Here is a 15,488-nt window from a genome sequence, read left to right on the forward strand (position 1 = left end):
TATTCTTTCAAATTGAACAGTTGTTTCCACACTTTACTTCACTGCCTTTAAGTTAAGTTGTCATGCCGGCATGGATTGCCGATATCCGGATTACATGGATGTATTCCATGCTTGCCATCCTCGGCGCTGGATTCCGCCACTCCCTGGCGCAATGACGGGGTTAATTTCTGTAATTATTTACACCCCCCTATCGTTCCCACGCAGAGCGTGGGAACGATAATTGCCAGGGGACTGAATAGTTACTAATTTCTTATTGGCAGTGATACTTTACTTATAAATATAACGGTCGGTCTAAAGTCGCGATCTGGGGATCGCTCCCACAAGTAGTTGTTGAAATTTGTTGTAGGTGCAACGTCTTTATAGCGAATTGGACAACGGTCGTCTTAAATAATGTGTTTTCATTTTAGTACTAAATTAAAAAACAGTTTGAACTTTTGAGACGACTTGTCTTATTTTTCCCGATGCTTCCGGCAGAATCTCTTCGATTAAATTTATTTCGGTGCTGCATGTTTCGCCGAAACGGGATTTGAATTTTTGATCGATGCTGGTTTTCGCTTGGTTGGTCCACATAGGATTGGCCACGATCTGAATTTCAAAGCGGTCGATGTCATGCTGAATGATTTTGAATCGTTCGACGCCCTGAGTTTCACGTAGTACATAAATTGCGGCGAGGGCATGCACGATCGAGCCGTTCCGATGGGCTAAAAAGTCGGTGCTGCGGCCGGAAATTTCTTCGATAACATGCAGGCCTCGACCGTCTTTATCCGTTTCTTCGGATAATTTCATCATGTCGCCGGTTCGGTAGCGGATGAAAGGTTGGGCTTCCGAGCACAAGCCGGTCATGACTGCTTCTCCGGTTTCTCCGGGTTTTACCGGGTTGCCTTGAGGATCGAGTATTTCAATAATGATGCTTTCGCTCATTTGCAGCATCTGATGATGGCGGTTTTCATGCGCAGTGAAGCCGATGTCGCGGCTGCCGAATTCGTTGGCGACGGGTACGTTAAAGATCTCGGAAATCAGCTGTCGTTGTTCCTCATAAAGTGGCTCTCCGGTCGTGCAAACCACTTTCAACTGTGGTAACTCGACATGCTGGTTTGTTTCTTTGGCGTATTTCGCAAGTAGCGCAACGCTACTTGCATAACCGTAAATGCATTTCGGATTGAATCTTTGTATTGCCGACAAATAATTCGACATCATTTCTGGTGACATTTGAAAAGCGTTCAATACTAGTTGGTTTAAAAGCCTATCTCGTATGGTTTTTATTCGATCGGTTTTGTTGAGTTCTACAGGTGCTCCCCATAAATAGACTTCCGGATCGCCGACATCGACCCCCCACCATCGTCTGGCGCGGATGCGTCCGGCGGCATCTGACGCTTGGCGATAACGTCCGAAATGGAAGATCAGCGGTTGACCGCTCGAGCCGCCCGTCGTGTATCGGAATATGCCGCCCGGTACATTAAGCCATGCCATTTGTTCGCCATGCTGCTGGGCGTCTGTTTTGGACATCGGTGGGAGTTTTTGTAATTCGGCAAAAGTCAGGTTTTCGAGATCGATGCCGGATTCGTGGATTCGTTTTGCATGCCAAGAGCAATGAGTTTTGGCGGTTTTTAGCAGCGTTTGTAGTTTTTTTATCTGTAGTGCTTCAATTTCTTCTCGGGACAGCCATTGGGTTTTTTCCAGTTCTTTTAGATAGGAAAAAGTCGGTCGGTTCAAGAGTTTTTCTTGAAGGGGATATACGATATTCCGGGATATGAAAGGATGCATTGTTAGTATTATTAGAAAAATGTGGCGGTCTGGTTTAAAGGTAGCATAAAGAAATCAGTGACCAAGAGAGTTTTAAAAGTAAGTATTCAGATCCTCTTTGCTGTTTTCCAAACTACGGTTTGGGAAACTTTGCACGTAAGCTCTTGATTACCGGTTTCGAGAAGCTGGAGCTTCTCGAACTGCGTTCCCAAGCAACGAACTTGGGGACGAGCGAATGTACCTCAAAAGCCTGCCATCCATGGCACTGGATTCCGCCAGTCCATGGCGGAATGACGGGGGCTGTCCGGACATTTCGAAAGATCATCACCGCAATTGAAGCAGACAATAATGAGCGTTATTAAAATTTAAGGATGAAGTATACACAATGGTTATGTATCTTGCGGCGCGAAGCTAATGTAATTTTTAGATTTCAAAAAGGACAGAGTATTAGTTGCTGTTTCTAGAAGCATCGGGACTAAGTCCCTGCCGCGTGCCAACGCTAACCGAAATTCTTCCGGATCTGTCATATATTCATGTACCATTCGGTTTCTTAATCCTCGCGCCTCAGACCAATCAGCCACGCTAGGCAACCAGCCCAAACGTTCAGCTCGGCCCAAATTATCAAGCGTAGTGCCCAAGGTTTCCTCTTCAATCACCAACACTAAAGGAATCAACTTATCGCCTAAGGTATCTTGGAGACGACCGAATCGACCGACGAAAGCCTCGACTCTTTCAGAGAGATCTATATCTTGCTCTAAACGGCTAATCCAGCTCCAATCATCTTGAGCAAACAGCCGACTGGTAGTTTGTTCTAGGTGTTTACATTCTTTTGATACAATGCTCGCTAGAGTCCGTAGCTTAAGAACTTTATCATCGGTCAACATAATCTTATTCCCTGCTTCTTGGCCACATCATGTATTGGCAAATTTGCGGTATCGATGTCTTTAACGAGAATATCCAGGCGCTGTTCGCCTAAGACCATTTGGATTTTTGCGCCTATTTGGCAAGCAGCAGCCACCCGATTCTCTAATTTACGATTCACTTCGATGAGCAGATCGATATCTCCTCCACGCAATTCATCGTTGACTCTGGAGCCAAACACCCAAATTGCAACATCATCGCCTACAATCGATTTAGCTTTATCGACAATCACTTTAACCATTTGCGTGGTAAGTCGCATATCATAAACTCTAGCTTTTCAGGGGCTTAACCTCTTTTATCCTAAAAAGAGCAGTTGGCAAGTGTTGTAGACCGTTCGTGCTGAGCCAAGTCGAAGCCTGAAGGGTCTACAACACTTTCACCGGCTTGGTGAAGCCTCAAACTACCGTTCACCCTTCGACAGGGCTCTCAAGAAACAGCTAATTTAGTTATTCTTAATCAATAGGTTACAGGATAAATAAAATCATTAAATAGGCCTTCAAACAGCTTGAGGCACGAGGTCAAATCCGAGTGTTTTCGCCTTTAGTTGAAGATACTTAAGGGTACGGTCATGGAATTTCGCTTCATATTCAGCTTGTGATTGCTGAACATACTCGGTGCCCTTCGTTAACATGGCATAGATTAATCGGGCTAATTTATGCGCTGTGGCGGTGATAGCTTTTCCTTTACCCAAGCGAGCCGCCGTTTTTCGGTAATAGGCGCCTAATCCGCATTGGCTGCGATGCAATCCTTGCGCCGCTAACTTAAGCGCACGCGCCACCCGGTTAGGTATCCGTTTGCTAGCGCCTGAAAGACGTTTGCCGCCTGAGATTCGGGTCCCTGGGCATAATCCCAGCCAGGAACAAAAATGCTTGGCCGTTTTAAACTTGGATAGGTCCGTACCTAACTCCACCAAAACTTTAAGTGCCGTGCAAACATCAATACCACCAATCTGGGTTAAATCAACGCCTGCCCATTCCCTCAAAGCCTCCTGCACATCAAAGCCGGGCGCATTCTTGCCGCCTCGCTTGGTTTTGCCTTTGGCCGTTTGCACGTCTTGACGACGTAATGGAGCAATGAGGGTCTCCAACTTCGCGTCTGCCTCAGCGATTAAGGCTCGATAGGTGTCATAAAGCGATAAGGCTTGCGACAAGCAAAATAAATGCTCTGCTTTCCATGTTCCTTCCAAGCTCTTGGCTATTTCAACTTCACTTGCCTTGATGCGGTAATTTCGATGTTTGGCCAGTTCGATAGGATTTCGCTCCCCGGCGACAATGGCTCGTATGATGTTCAGTCCAGTTTGTCCAGTGATATCCGTGATGACATTGGTTAATTGCAGGTTCATCTGTGTCAGCGCTTTTTGCATGCGTTGTACGCAACGCGCTTGGTCTTGCAGCAACGTGTCGCGCTGGCGCGAGACGGCACGTAACGCGCAAACATCCGCAGGCGGGCGAAATGCCGAACTGAGCAAACCAAAACTCATCAATTGCTGGAGCCACTGACAATCCAGGACATCGGATTTACGGCCCGAGACATTTTTAACGCTACGCGCATTGACCAACATCACCTGAATGCCATGTGCTTCCAAAACCTCGAACACCGGAATCCAATAGACGCCTGTTGATTCAAGCGCGGCTATCGTAATGCCGCAGTCCAGCAACCACAAGGCTAGCGCATTGAGATCTTCGGTATAACAACCAAATTCCCGCACCGACTCTGTCGCGCGATCCGCCGGAACCGCCACAAAGTGGCTGCGGCTACCAATATCAATACCGGCCGCATTGGGATACTGAATATTCAATACTTTGCTGACGCGCATAGCCATGGGCATAAACTCCTGATGAAAGTTCATAAATAGCCTTGCCAGCTGGGGACATCGTCTTGCTCATTCTCTCAAGCGGGATGCAAAAGCTCACCAAAGTCGCCGACGTCACCAAACCACACTCAGACAACGGGCAATTAGCACCAGTGCTTATTCGGTCTTTGCTGGTAAGGTCCATATATAATACACTTTCAACGGTAGCCTTCCCCTGTTTCTTGCTAACGCCATGCGACCGAAGGGCGCTTACTTTGCTCAGGGCGAACGGTAGTTTGAAGCTTTCAACTGCTCTTTTTGGTTCATGTTCTTCATGGTGAATAATTTTTTTACGATGTATTCGCCAATACTTTCACAGTCTCAGGAGCTTGGGAAATAGCAGATATATGCGTCCTAAACGTTTCGATTATGGCTAAAGCAAATCGAAACGTTTGGGGCGGGTTGAATAAGCCGCCCCGCAGGCGTTACTAAAATCTTACCTGCGACCAAACAAAGCGATGGTTTTCCGCTTCGCTGCTACCCATCCTACGGATCACTGCCATTAAGTTAAGCCGTCCATGGTTCGACAGGCTCACCACGAACGGCTTAACTTAATGGCAGTGATCCATGGCCCTGGATTCCGCCGATTCTTGGCGGAATGACGCGGGTTTGCTTTAACTTAACGGCAGTGATCCTACAGCTGGGGATAGTTTCCACAATGGATGATGGAGCTGTTACCAAATTTTCGGTGAAAATTTGCCGTCGTTGCGGATCAAGACGGTGTTGCCGCTTTGGGCGAGTACGTATAGGCCTTTTCGGTAAGCATAGCGGGCAACGTCATTCGGCATGACCATTGCTGCAACTGCGCCCATTAGTTCGACATCCCGATATTTGGGCAATAATCGTTTTTTCATCGTTCCTACGCTCTGCGTGGGAATGCATCCCGGGACGCTCTGCGTCCCCAGAGGTCGATAATCCCGACAAGAGCAAGTACATTCCTTAGTCCAATTGCCCGCCGCAGTCGACGCAGAGCGTCTAAAGCGGCATTCCCACGCAGAGCATGGGAACGAGCGTTTTGAGGGGATACCTCAGAACCCGATCCCTTTTACTTATTAACTTGGTAGTTATTTTAATGCGCTTGACCACGACTTTTATAAGGGTTCATCTGAAATGAAATGCGCAAGGTTAGCCCGTATTTCGGCAATGACATCCATGCTGAGTCCAGTCAGTTCGGCTATGTCTTCATCGCTCATCTCCCGGCGGATCATTCTGATCGCTAAGTTGCGTTTTTCATCTAGCCGGCCTTCTTCTCTTCCTTTTTCAATTCCTTCTTCTCTTCCTTCTTCCCTACCTTCATCCCTCGCTGTATCGATTACGTTTTTGAGATCGCGGTAGTATTTCAGACTGGATTCATAGGCGTCGCGTTCTTCCGGCTGAAAGCGGGCGATCCGGGCTTTTTCAAACAAGCTTAAAAAGACCCTTTCGCGCAGCCTTGGCGGAATTTCGTCCAGTTCATGCAGGTGGCGGAACACGTAAAACCATTTATCTTGCAGAGTGTCCAGTTCATCCTCGGTTTTGGTAAAATTGGGCAGGGTCAAATAAATAAAGGTTAATTTGTCGTAAAAAACCTGATGATGCTGGTTTTTCAATTGGACCCGATGCACGACTTCGTGACGGCCTTGGCTTTCGTCTTCATCAAAGACAAAATCCAGGATGCCGATCGTATAAACCGCAGCCAGCTTAAAATTCCAGTCACCTCGCTCGGCTTGCTGTTGAATCGGAAAAGTGGAATAAAACACGCTACGATCTTTAAAGAAGTTCCGCTTAGCCTTTTGCAATTCTACAATGAAGTATTCGCCGGTCGAGCTGACACAGCTGAGGTCGAAAATCGCTTTACGGTCTAAAGCCGAAGCACCCAGGCGTTCATTTTGATTGAATTGCAACTCTTGAATTTGGTGTTTTTCCGGCAGCAGGGTATTTAAAAAGCTGATCAAGTGCTCTTTACTGGCCTCTTCGCCAAACGCTTTTTTGAAACCGAAGTCGGTAAACAGGTTGATATATTTTTCTTTCACGGCACGGTTTGAGCTTTATGCGAGTTGTTATGGCGAAGTTTAGCATATACTTTGCACGGTCATATTTTCGGCTTTTATGGCAATGCTATTTTGTTCGGTAGCAAGGCGCGAAAACAGGCACATAGCAAGCTATGTAACTGTTTTCGCTACGCAGCTACCGGACAAAAGAGCGCGCCAGAAAACTGAAAATGTGGCCGTGCAAAGTATATATATTGTTCGGTTTTTTCAAGCTTTAGATGAACTCGACATCTTCCTCTGATTTTCGCTGAGCGTATTTACGCGGTTCTATGAGAAAGGCGGTTAAAACCAGGGCAAACATATTAAAAATTCGTTGGAAACATAAAATCGCTGCCAGCGAAGGAACATTAGCCTCTTTTTTACTGATATCACGAAGCTAGAGCTTCACGTATCGGTTTTCCAAGCAGGAACTTGGGAAACAGCAGAATAATCTGCCCCAAAGGCGTTACTAAAATCTTACCTGCGCCCAAACAAAGCGATGGGTTTCCGCTTCGCTGCTACCCATCCTACAGCTGGCGATAGTTTCCACAGTGTATGGATCTGTTACCAAATTTTCGGTGAAAATTTGCCGTCGTTGCGGATTAAGACGGGGTTTCCGCTTTGGGCGAGTACGTATAGGCCTTTTCGGTAAGCATAGCGGGCAACGTCATTCGGTATGACCATTGCTGCAACTGCGCCCATTAGTTCGACATCCCGATATTTGGGCAATAATCGTTTTTTCATCGTTCCTACGCTCTGCGTGGGAATGCATCCCGGGACGCTCTGCGTCCCCAGAGGTCGATAATCCCGACAAGAGCAAGTACATTCCTTAGTCCAATTGCCCGCCGCAGTCGACGCAGAGCGTCTAAAGCGGCATTCCCACGCAGAGCATGGGAACGAGCGTTTTGAGGGGATACCTCAGAACCCGATCCCTTTTACTTATTAACTTGGTAGTTATTTTAATGCGCTTGACCACGACTTTTATAAGGGTTCATCTGAAATGAAATGCGCAAGGTTAGCCCGTATTTCGGCAATGACATCCATGCTGAGTCCAGTCAGTTCGGCTATGTCTTCATCGCTCATCTCCCGGCGGATCATTCTGATCGCTAAGTTGCGTTTTTCATCTAGCCGGCCTTCTTCTCTTCCTTTTTCAATTCCTTCTTCTCTTCCTTCTTCCCTACCTTCATCCCTCGCTGTATCGATTACGTTTTTGAGATCGCGGTAGTATTTCAGACTGGATTCATAGGCGTCGCGTTCTTCCGGCTGAAAGCGGGCGATCCGGGCTTTTTCAAACAAGCTTAAAAAGACCCTTTCGCGCAGCCTTGGCGGAATTTCGTCCAGTTCATGCAGGTGGCGGAACACGTAAAACCATTTATCTTGCAGAGTGTCCAGTTCATCCTCGGTTTTGGTAAAATTGGGCAGGGTCAAATAAATAAAGGTTAATTTGTCGTAAAAAACCTGATGATGCTGGTTTTTCAATTGGACCCGATGCACGACTTCGTGACGGCCTTGGCTTTCGTCTTCATCAAAGACAAAATCCAGGATGCCGATCGTATAAACCGCAGCCAGCTTAAAATTCCAGTCACCTCGCTCGGCTTGCTGTTGAATCGGAAAAGTGGAATAAAACACGCTACGATCTTTAAAGAAGTTCTGCTTAGCCTTTTGCAATTCTACAATGAAGTATTCGCCGGTCGAGCTGACACAGCTGAGGTCGAAAATCGCTTTGCGGTCTAAAGCCGAAGCCCCCTGACGTTCATTTTGATTGAATTGCAACTCTTGAATTTGGTGTTTTTCCGGCAGCAGGGTATTTAAAAAGCTGATCAAGTGCTCTTTACTGGCCTCTTCGCCAAACGCTTTTTTGAAACCGAAGTCGGTAAACAGGTTGATATATTTTTCTTTCACGGCACGGTTTGAGCTTTATGCGAGTTGTTATGGCGAAGTATATATATTGTTCGGTTTTTTCAAGCTTTAGATGAACTCGACATCTTCCTTTGATTTTCGCTGAGCGTATTTACGCGGTTCTATGAGAAAGGCGGTTAAAACCAGGGCAAACATATTAAAAATTCGTTGGAAAGATAAAATCGCTGCCAGCGAAGGAACATTAGCCTCTTTTTTACTGATATCGCGAAGCTAGAGCTTCACGTATCGGTTTCCCAAGCAGGAGCTTGGGAAACAGCAGAATAATCTGCCCCAAAGGCGTTACTAAAATCTTACCTACGCCCAAACAAAGCGATGGGTTTCCGCTTCGCTGCTACCCATCCTACAGCTGGCGATAGTTTCCACAGTGTATGGATCTGTTACCAAATTTTCGGTGAAAATTTGCCGTCGTTGCGGATTAAGACGGTGTTGCCGCTTTGGGCGAGTACGTATAGGCCTTTTCGGTAAGCATAGCGGGCAACGTCATTCGGCATGACCATTGCTGCAACTGCGCCCATTAGTTCGACATCCCGATATTTGGGCAATAATCGTTTTAGTTTTTCCAGCCGGTTCAAATGCTCGTTGACATCGTCGATGGTCATTTGGCTTTTGCATTCCACGGCAATCGCGGTTTGTTCGTTGACGACCAATAGATCAATTTCGGCCGATTCGCCGTTTCTTTCGGCATAGATGTTCGGGTGTACCTCGTGTACGTCGATGCCGCGTTCACGAAACAGGTTAACAAGTGCCGGTCGAACCATTTCTTGTACGAAATCGCCCAATCGGTTGCCTAGATCGCCGATGCTTTTGCTGACTTCTTTAACTAGGCGTTCGGTGTCTTTGAATTTTCGGTCTGTTTCTTCGAAGCGGCGGGCGACTTCGCGAAACATTTCCCAGACTTCATCTCGGGTTACGGTGGTCATTGCGGCTCTCCTGATACTTTTGACATAAGCATTTTATCAATGATCTAATGCCGTGTTTATAATTGTTTTTTAGATATGGCGGGAATTACTGAGGTTGTGAGTATTCAGTTCCACGACCATTCTCGTTCCCATGCTCTGCGTCATTGCCATTAAGTTTAGCCGTCACAGAATAAGTAATGTTGGATTCAGGCTCGAATGTGCCTCAAAAGCCTGCCATCCATGGCACTGGATTCCGCCAATCCATGGCGGAATGACGGGGTTCTCTTAACTTAATGGCAGTCATGCTCTGCGTGGGAATGTCTGAGTACCGCTCCAGCGGTACGAGACGCTAGAGCGTCTCGGGCTGCATTCCCACGCTGGAGCGTGGGAACGATAGGGGGTGAATAATTACCTGAGGTTAGTCATGGCGTTAAACGTTGCAATTAAACAGGGCATTAGTGAAGACGACTATTTGCTGGGTGAGCTGTCTTCGGAAATCAAGCATGAGTTGATCGATGGTGTTGCTTATGCGATGGCGGGTGCCAGTAAGAATCATGAGCGCATCATTATTAATGTTTTTTCACAGTTATTACCACTATTGCAAAATTCGTCCTGTGAAGCATATAGCAGTAACGTCAAAGTTAAAGTCGGCGAAAATTTTTTTTATCCCGATGCCATGGTGGTGTGTGAGGATCGTTCCGAAAACCCCTATTACACGGAGTCTCCGACGGTTTTAGTCGAAGTGTTGTCTTCATCGACGCGCCGCATGGATCAAACGATAAAGCGCTTGGCTTACCAATCGATTCCATGTTTACAAGAGTTGGTTTTGATCGAGCAGGATTTTGTCGATGTCGAAGTTTGCAGACGCAGCAACGATTGGTTGTCACGGCATTATTTTTTAGGCGATGAATTTATGCTTGAATCCGTAGGATTGACTTTGTCGGTTGCCGATATCTATCGGCGTGTTCAGAATCCCGATATGCTTGCTTATTTGCAAAAACAAGAGCTTTCATGAAGCCTTCCTCCTCCGCCAAAGTCTTAACTTGATGGCAGTGACTGAATGGTTACCAAATTTTCGGTGAAAATTTGCCGTCGTTGCGGATTAAGACGGTGTTGCCGCTTTGGGCGAGTACGTATAGGCCTTCGCGGTATGCATAGCGGGCAACGTCATTCGGCATGACCATGGCGGCAACAGCGCCCATCAGTTCGACATCCCGGTATTTTGGCAATAAGCGTTTCAATTTTTCCAGTCGGTTCAAATGTTCGTTGACGTCGTCAATGGTCATTTGGCTTTTGCATTCTACGGCAATCGCGGTTTGTTCGTTGACGACCAACAAATCGATTTCGGCCGATTCGCCGTCGCGTTCGACGTAGATGTTCGGATGGACTTCGTGTACATCGATGTTTCGCTCGCGAAATAAGTTCACGAGTGCCGGACGGACCATTTCTTGTACGAATTCGCCTAATCGGTTGCCCAGGTCGCCGATGCTTTTGCTGACTTCTTTAACTAGGCGTTCGGTGTTTTGGAATTTACGGTCGGTTTCTTGAAACTTGCGGTCGGTGTCTTTGAATTGCTTAGTAGTTTCTTGAAATTTTCGATCGGTCTCTTTGAATTGCTTATCGGTCTCTTCGAAGCGGCGTGCCACTTCGCGAAACATTTCCCAAACTTCATCACGGGTTACGGTGGTCATGGTCTCGCTCCTGGTATTCCGGCGGATGCACTTTTAACCGGATTTATTCGTTAAACCCGGTCGTTTCGATAGTCTAGCATAGCGCAAGGGGCTCCGAAAACTATCATGCCGGCATTGCGTAGTCTGTATGCAGCGTTAGCGGAATACGAGCTTTCGTGGCTTCGATTGCCCCGGATAGCGCGTTGCTCCATCTGGGCTACGCGGTTATTTGTTCTGGTGTATCTGAAGCCGGGAAGGTCGAGTTAATCAGAGCCGTAACCCGATTATCGATGGATAAAACGTCGGGTTAGGCTAGCGCTAACCCGATCTATGCGACTGCCGAAATTCGGCTTCCCACTTAAGGCGGGACAAGAGCACTAATGATTAACCGTTCGCCCTGATTCTAGTCGAAGGGTGGGCGGGATTTAGAATGCTCACCAAATGGGGAGCGATTGGAATGCGGTCAGCCTTACAGTAAGCTAATCTTTCCAGCCATTCCAAAGCGCCGATACTCTTCTTATTCTTTATTTCGCCGACGGTAAGAAAAGTAACCCGATCCCTTTTACTAATTAATGGGTGGTTATTTTAATGCGCTTGACCACGATTTTTTAAAGGTTCATCTGAAATGAAATGCGCAAGGTTAGCACGTATTTCGGCAAGGGCAGCTATGCTGAGTCCAGTCAGTTCGGCTATGTCTTCATCGCTCATCTCCCTGCGGATCATTCTGATCGCTAAGTTGCGTTTTTCATCTAGCCGGCCTTCTTCCCTACCTTCATCCCTCGCCGTGTCGATTACGTTTTTTAGATCGCGGTAGTATTTCAGACTGGATTCATAGGCGTCGCGTTCTTCCGGTTGAAAGCGGGCGATCCGAGCTTTTTCGAACAGGCTCAGGAAGACCCTTTCGCGCAGCCTTGGCGGAATTTCGTCCAGTTCATGCAGGTGGCGGAACACGTAAAACCATTTATCTTGCAGAGTGTCCAGTTCATCCTCGGTTTTGGTAAAATTGGGCAGGGTCAAATAAATAAAGGTTAATTTGTCGTAAAAAACCTGATGATGCTGGTTTTTCAATTGGACCCGATGCACGACTTCGTGACGGCCTTGGCTTTCGTCTTCATCAAAGACAAAATCCAGGATGCCGATCGTATAAACCGCAGCCAGCTTAAAATTCCAGTCACCTCGCTCGGCTTGCTGTTGAATCGGAAAAGTGGAATAAAACACGCTACGATCTTTAAAGAAGTTCTGCTTAGCCTTTTGCAATTCTACAATGAAGTATTCGCCGGTCGAGCTGACACAGCTGAGGTCGAAAATCGCTTTGCGGTCTAAAGCCGAAGCCCCCTGACGTTCATTTTGATTGAATTGCAACTCTTGAATTTGGTGTTTTTCCGGCAGCAGGGTATTTAAAAAGCTGATCAAGTGCTCTTTACTGGCCTCTTCGCCAAACGCTTTTTTGAAACCGAAGTCGGTAAACAGGTTGATATATTTTTCTTTCACGGCACGGTTTGAGCTTAATACGGGATATTATGGCGGAGTTTAGCATATCTATTGCTCGGTTTTTTCAAGCTTTAGATGAACTCGACATCGTCCTCTGATTTTCGCTGAGCGTATCTACCCGGTTCTATGAGAAAGGCGCTTAAAACCAGGGTAAACATATTAAAAAACGTTGGAAACATAAAGCTCAGGAGTGAGCATGATATAAGTTAGGCAACCGACGCTACTATTTTCGCTGCTACCCGCACTCCCGCTTGGAAAATAGCAGATATATGCGTCCTAAACGTTTCGATTATGGCTAAAGCAAATCGAAACGTTTGGGGCGGGTTGAATAAGCCGCCCCGCAGGCGTTACTAAAATCTTACCTGCGACCAAACAAAGCGATGGGTTTCCGCTTCGCTGCTACCCATCCATGGCCCCACTGCCATTAAGTTAAGGATTTTTCCGTTCACCCTTCGACAGGCTCAGGGCGAACGGAAAAATCCTTAACTTAGTGGCAGTGACCTAGCAGGACCCTTAGCAGGTCGGGGTTTGCAACCCCGTCCTAAACGTTTTGACTTTGGCCGAAGTCAGCCGAAATGTTTAGGGCAAACCGAAACGTTGGGGACGGGTTAGATAATCCGTCCCGCAGAAATGGCTACGACTGGATCTCGCTCGGACACTTGGCTTCGGCAAGCTGAAGCATCTTGCTAATCAGGACTGATTTTTAGGTTGATTGGTTTGGTCGGTCATAGATTTTTTATTTTGCGCAACATATTAATTATTCCTTCTGGCATTAAGCAGGCTAGCCAGTAGAGCAGGGCGCGTTTACTGGGCTTTTCTTTGAGACTGGACGAAAATGCTTGCCGGGCGGTGATCAAATCGTACTCGCTAAAATGCCAATAGCCTAAGTCGGCATAGGCATCGGCTACGAGCCGGTCGGGGTCGATATTCTGTAATGACAGGTCTTTTGCCGCGTAATTTCGAATCGAGGTCATGACTCTCGCCAGATCGTTGAGTAGCGGCGCGGTTAGTTGCGTGGCGTTGTTGCCGTGTTGTCGGCGCAGCATCAGAATGTCGGGCATACAGGCGATCGGATGTTTCGCGGCTATTTTTGCCCAACATTCCAAATCTTCGCCGAAACGTATGTTTGGATTGAAACAGCCGGCTTCAATCAACGCCGATTTTTTGACCAGTACGGTGCCGGTCGGGATGAAGTTTTTGGTGACGAGTTCGGCCAGGGCGTTCGGAATAGGGCGGTTTTCGAGTGCCTGAAATTTGCTCAACAAATTGTGTTTGTTTAATACCGATTCGGTGATGATCCGGTTGCTGTTGTCGATTTCGGCCATGTCGCCGGCGATCAAGACTAACTCGGGAGAGTTTTGTAGGACATTTAATTGTCGTTCGATCTTTTGCGGCGTCCATTGGTCGTCGGCATCGAGAAAGGCTATCCAATCGTTTTTTGCGGCATCGATGCCTGTGTTTCGAGCGGTCGAAGGGCCTTGATTTGGCTGATTGATGTAAACGATCGGGCCAGATAAGGAGGCTACGGTTTGTTCTGTATTATCGGTCGAACCGTCGTCGACGATGACGATTTCATCAACCGGCTGAGATTGGTTCAGGATGCTCCGGACGGCGTCTGCAATGAATGCGGCGCTGTTATAGGCGGGAATGACGACGCTGATTTTCATGAGTTAACGGATTTTTTTGGGGTGTATTGGCAAATTAGCCAGCCGGGCACTATTAAACCGCTTATTTTACCGATCATGGCAAGTTTAGGGTGTCGATAATAAAGCCGGTACAAAAACGGGCCGAGTTTGGCGGGGCCTTCGATTCGTTCGATCGGTGGCAGGGTTTTTTGATTGAAGCGATTGACGACGGGGCTGTTTGGCGCAAGAAGAACTTCGGCCAATTCGGCCGAGGATAAAAAGCGCGTTCCGCGTAAGTTTTGCGTCAGTTTGTTCAACAGAATCTTCAGTCCTGCGAGCGAAAACTTGAATTCGTTTTCAGTGCGCGTGAAGTTGTAGCGGTGGGTCGAAATCGTAACGGGTAAAGCTTGTCGGTAGGCTTGTAGCGCTTCTTGATAGGCGCTGTCCGGCGTGTTTTTACCGTCGACCGGTTCGAACATGACGTTTCTGACTAAATAAACTTGCCCGAAGGCATTGATATCGCCGGTTCTGATCAATTGCTTGTCTTGAATATAGCGTCCGTCGTGCGCTCTTTCGGGGCAGCGGTAGCCGGCCGTTTGAATCGCTTGTATCGAATGGCGGCTCCATTCGGCTTCGATGTCGTCGTCCCAGAGATAACAAGGGGCGACGGTCGTTAAAGTGGGATAACCGAACAAGCGTTGAAAGGTTTCGGTGGCCGTTTCGATGATTTTACGCGCTTTTTCCGTGCCGACCGGTTGTGTCGGTAAGTTGCTGCCATCGACATAATGCCCTTGCAAAGGCGAGTCGAGAGTTTCCCAGTCCCACCAGTGAGAATCGGCTTGTGCATTTGCCGTGCGCGGGTCGTTATTTCGGCAGAGTTTAACGAAGGCATCGCCGTTCAGATGTTCCAATCCGTGCAATTGCGGGACGAATACGTCGTTCTCGATGCCTTTTTGCATCGTTCGATAAATGCCGGGGAAATCGCGGTCGAGTATTTTTCTCGGGTATTCGCCGCCGGATGCTTTTTCTAGCGCAGCGGTATCGGGTACCGCCAGCACGACATCTGCGGTCAGCACGGCGCTACGTCCGGCGCTGTCTTTTTGTTCGGATAAGGCATTTAACAGGGCCTCAAGGCGGTCTGCATGAAAATCGCCGCCCGGTCCCCAGTCGTCGCTTTCGATTAATATCGGCGTATCGGCGAAATAAGGTTCTTGCCAGGTTTTTAAGAATAGATCGCGCTTCCAAACAAAAAGGATTGTGGCGAGGAAGGTCCATATTGTCAGTAGTGCGGTGATAATGATTAGCATGGTTTGATTGAAGTTTTACTGGAAAAGGGTTTGGTGTTCTTTCACTCTATG

At 47.4% G+C, this 15,488-nt stretch carries 14 protein-coding genes; 1 reads left to right on the top strand and 13 read right to left on the bottom strand.

The window, feature by feature from the left end; genetic code table 11:
• Positions 1-414: 414 nt before the first annotated feature.
• The 9 genes from EQU24_RS06845 to EQU24_RS22305 all read right to left on the bottom strand — a co-directional run bounded on the left by EQU24_RS06845 (position 415) and on the right by EQU24_RS22305 (position 9,365).
• Positions 415-1,713, bottom strand: coding sequence for a phenylacetate--CoA ligase family protein (locus EQU24_RS06845; RefSeq protein ID WP_201764849.1), 1,299 nt, complete (start codon positions 1,711-1,713; stop codon positions 415-417).
• 419 nt (positions 1,714-2,132) lie between these two features.
• Entirely contained in the window at positions 2,133-2,627 is a 495-nt protein-coding gene (locus EQU24_RS06850) for a hypothetical protein (protein WP_017840199.1), read from the bottom strand.
• Positions 2,621-2,905 carry a nucleotidyltransferase domain-containing protein gene (locus EQU24_RS06855; RefSeq protein ID WP_175421668.1) on the bottom strand — a complete coding sequence of 95 codons (285 nt, stop codon included), beginning with the start codon at positions 2,903-2,905 and terminating at the stop codon, positions 2,621-2,623. Before EQU24_RS06855 ends, EQU24_RS06850 begins: the two co-directional genes overlap by 7 nt.
• Positions 2,906-3,160: 255 nt before the next feature.
• Positions 3,161-4,486 carry an IS110 family RNA-guided transposase gene (locus EQU24_RS06860; RefSeq protein ID WP_017840197.1) on the bottom strand — a complete coding sequence of 442 codons (1,326 nt, stop codon included), beginning with the start codon at positions 4,484-4,486 and terminating at the stop codon, positions 3,161-3,163.
• A 704-nt stretch (positions 4,487-5,190) separates the two neighbouring features.
• On the bottom strand, positions 5,191-5,370 hold the full coding sequence (locus tag EQU24_RS22300; RefSeq protein ID WP_014149137.1) for a hypothetical protein: 180 nt from the start codon (positions 5,368-5,370) through the stop codon (positions 5,191-5,193).
• A 237-nt stretch (positions 5,371-5,607) separates the two neighbouring features.
• Positions 5,608-6,528 carry an Rpn family recombination-promoting nuclease/putative transposase gene (locus EQU24_RS06870; RefSeq protein ID WP_138767115.1) on the bottom strand — a complete coding sequence of 307 codons (921 nt, stop codon included), beginning with the start codon at positions 6,526-6,528 and terminating at the stop codon, positions 5,608-5,610.
• Between the two features lie 561 nt (positions 6,529-7,089).
• Positions 7,090-7,269 (bottom strand): hypothetical protein, encoded by a 180-nt coding sequence (locus EQU24_RS06880; protein ID WP_017840196.1) that lies wholly within the window; start codon positions 7,267-7,269, stop codon positions 7,090-7,092.
• Positions 7,270-7,506: 237 nt separating this feature from the next.
• On the bottom strand, positions 7,507-8,427 hold the full coding sequence (locus tag EQU24_RS06885) for an Rpn family recombination-promoting nuclease/putative transposase (protein WP_014149136.1): 921 nt from the start codon (positions 8,425-8,427) through the stop codon (positions 7,507-7,509).
• Between the two features lie 395 nt (positions 8,428-8,822).
• Entirely contained in the window at positions 8,823-9,365 is a 543-nt protein-coding gene (locus tag EQU24_RS22305; protein ID WP_017840193.1) for a hypothetical protein, read from the bottom strand.
• A 403-nt stretch (positions 9,366-9,768) separates the two neighbouring features.
• Here EQU24_RS22305 and EQU24_RS06895 point away from each other — a divergent pair, with 403 nt between their 5' ends.
• Positions 9,769-10,359, top strand: a complete 591-nt coding sequence (locus EQU24_RS06895; RefSeq protein WP_017840192.1) for a Uma2 family endonuclease — start codon at positions 9,769-9,771, stop codon at positions 10,357-10,359.
• Positions 10,360-10,408: 49 nt separating this feature from the next.
• Here the strand turns inward: EQU24_RS06895 and EQU24_RS06900 are convergent, their stop codons facing one another.
• From EQU24_RS06900 to EQU24_RS06915, 4 genes are all read right to left on the bottom strand, one after another.
• Positions 10,409-11,035: a hypothetical protein gene (locus EQU24_RS06900; protein WP_017840191.1), complete on the bottom strand. Its 627-nt coding sequence runs from the start codon at positions 11,033-11,035 to the stop codon at positions 10,409-10,411.
• 564 nt (positions 11,036-11,599) lie between these two features.
• On the bottom strand, positions 11,600-12,505 hold the full coding sequence (locus EQU24_RS06905; RefSeq protein WP_138767116.1) for an Rpn family recombination-promoting nuclease/putative transposase: 906 nt from the start codon (positions 12,503-12,505) through the stop codon (positions 11,600-11,602).
• A 725-nt stretch (positions 12,506-13,230) separates the two neighbouring features.
• Positions 13,231-14,172 carry a glycosyltransferase family 2 protein gene (locus EQU24_RS06910; RefSeq protein WP_017840189.1) on the bottom strand — a complete coding sequence of 314 codons (942 nt, stop codon included), beginning with the start codon at positions 14,170-14,172 and terminating at the stop codon, positions 13,231-13,233.
• A complete protein-coding gene (locus tag EQU24_RS06915; RefSeq protein ID WP_017840188.1) occupies positions 14,169-15,437 on the bottom strand; it encodes a hypothetical protein in 1,269 nt (422 codons plus the stop codon). Before EQU24_RS06915 ends, EQU24_RS06910 begins: the two co-directional genes overlap by 4 nt.
• Positions 15,438-15,488 lie beyond the last annotated feature (51 nt).

The organism is Methylotuvimicrobium buryatense, assembly GCF_005931095.1.
Classification (GTDB): domain Bacteria; phylum Pseudomonadota; class Gammaproteobacteria; order Methylococcales; family Methylomonadaceae; genus Methylotuvimicrobium; species Methylotuvimicrobium buryatense.

Coding starts and splice junctions, on each gene's coding strand:
- EQU24_RS06880 (WP_017840196.1), bottom strand. CDS start 7,269: ATGAAAAAACGATTATTGCCCAAATATCGGGATGTCGAACTAATGGGC.
- EQU24_RS06910 (WP_017840189.1), bottom strand. CDS start 14,172: ATGAAAATCAGCGTCGTCATTCCCGCCTATAACAGCGCCGCATTCATT.
- EQU24_RS06900 (WP_017840191.1), bottom strand. CDS start 11,035: ATGACCACCGTAACCCGTGATGAAGTTTGGGAAATGTTTCGCGAAGTG.
- EQU24_RS06860 (WP_017840197.1), bottom strand. CDS start 4,486: ATGGCTATGCGCGTCAGCAAAGTATTGAATATTCAGTATCCCAATGCG.
- EQU24_RS06850 (WP_017840199.1), bottom strand. CDS start 2,627: ATGTTGACCGATGATAAAGTTCTTAAGCTACGGACTCTAGCGAGCATT.
- EQU24_RS06895 (WP_017840192.1), top strand. CDS start 9,769: ATGGCGTTAAACGTTGCAATTAAACAGGGCATTAGTGAAGACGACTAT.
- EQU24_RS22300 (WP_014149137.1), bottom strand. CDS start 5,370: ATGAAAAAACGATTATTGCCCAAATATCGGGATGTCGAACTAATGGGC.
- EQU24_RS22305 (WP_017840193.1), bottom strand. CDS start 9,365: ATGACCACCGTAACCCGAGATGAAGTCTGGGAAATGTTTCGCGAAGTC.
- EQU24_RS06915 (WP_017840188.1), bottom strand. CDS start 15,437: ATGCTAATCATTATCACCGCACTACTGACAATATGGACCTTCCTCGCC.
- EQU24_RS06855 (WP_175421668.1), bottom strand. CDS start 2,905: ATGGTTAAAGTGATTGTCGATAAAGCTAAATCGATTGTAGGCGATGAT.